Origin of the sequence: Sphingomonas parapaucimobilis NBRC 15100 (assembly GCF_000787715.1) — a bacterium.
Lineage (GTDB): Bacteria > Pseudomonadota > Alphaproteobacteria > Sphingomonadales > Sphingomonadaceae > Sphingomonas > Sphingomonas parapaucimobilis.
On sequence record NZ_BBPI01000120.1, the window covers coordinates 1 to 1,444 of the forward strand.

1 protein-coding gene is annotated in these 1,444 nt (G+C 72.6%); it reads left to right on the forward strand.

Annotated features, from left to right (window positions below; genetic code table 11):
* Positions 1–1,444 (forward strand): Ig-like domain-containing protein (locus SP5_RS18305; RefSeq protein ID WP_042491519.1); only part of this gene is annotated, 1,444 nt, incomplete at both ends.

Consider the following 1,444-nt stretch of genomic DNA (forward strand, 5'->3'; position numbering starts at 1 on the left):
TCCAGCCCCGCCACCGCACCCGACCTGACCGCCCCGCTCGCCCCCGTCTTCACGCTCGACGGCACTGGCGCCAATGCGACCGGCAGCGGCGAGGTCGGGGCCATCGTGACCCTGCGCGACGCCAGCGGCACGGTGATCGGCACCGGCCAGGTCGGTGCGGACGGCGGCTTCAGCGTGCCGTTGAACCCCGCCCAGGCCAATGGCGGCACGGTCAGTGCGACGCTGACCGATGCGGCGGGCAATGTATCGACGCCGACCAATGGCGCCGCCCCCGACATCACGCCGCCCGCGCCCCCCGTCGCGGTACTGGATGCGACAGGCACCATCGTCAGCGGCCAGGGAGAGGTCGGCGCGACCGTCACGGTACGCGACGCGGGCGGTGGCGTGCTCGGCACCGGGATCGTCGGGCCGCAGGGGTCCTATACGGTCACCCTGTCCGCACCCCAGCTGGACGCCCAAGTGCTGAGCGTCACCCAGGCGGATGGCGCGGGCAACGGCTCGCCCGCGACCACCGTAACCGCGCTCGACCGCACGGCCCCGGACGCGCCGGTGGCGACCGTCTCGACAGATGGAACGGTGGTCAGCGGCACCGGCGAGATCGGCGCGACGGTGACGATCCTCGATCCGGTCGGGCTGGTCCTCGCCACCGTGCCGGTGAACCCGGATGGCAGCTTCAGCGTGACGCTGACCACCGCGCTGACCAACGGGCAGGTGCTGACCCTGACCCAGGCGGATGCGGCAGGCAATGTCTCGGCCCCCGGCAATGCGACCGCGCCCGACCTGATCCCCAACGACACGCCCGACGCGCCGACCGCGACCATCGCCCTCGACGGCGCGAGCGTTTCGGGCAGCGGACAGGTCGGCGCCGCCGTCATCGTGCGCGACGCCAATGGCGCGGTGATCGGCAATGCGCAGGTCGCCGGAGACGGCAGCTATACCGCCACGCTGACCACCCCACAGCGCAATGGCGAGACGGTGCGCGTGACCCAGACCGATGCCGAGGGCGATGTCTCTCCCCCCGCCACGGTCATCGCTCCCGATCTGACCGCCCCCGATGCGCCCATCGCCATGATCGATCCGACCGGCGCGCTGGTCATGGGGACGGGCGAGGTCGGCGCGACCGTGCGGGTGCTGGACGCCAATGGCACGACGCTCGGCACCGCCACGGTGGGCGCGAACGGCGCCTATGCCGTGACGCTCGCCACGCCGCAGGTCGACGGCCAGCCGCTGACCGTCGTGCAGAGCGATGCGGCGGGCAATGCCTCGCCCGCATTCCCCGTCCTCGCACCCGACCTGACCGCGCCGGTGGCGCCCGTGGGCACGGTTTCGGGTGACGGCACCAGCCTGACAGGCACTGGTGAAGTCGGCGCGACCGTCACCATCCGGGGCACGGGGGGTGCGGTATTGGGCACCGCCGTGGTCGACGCGAACGGCAATTTCACCG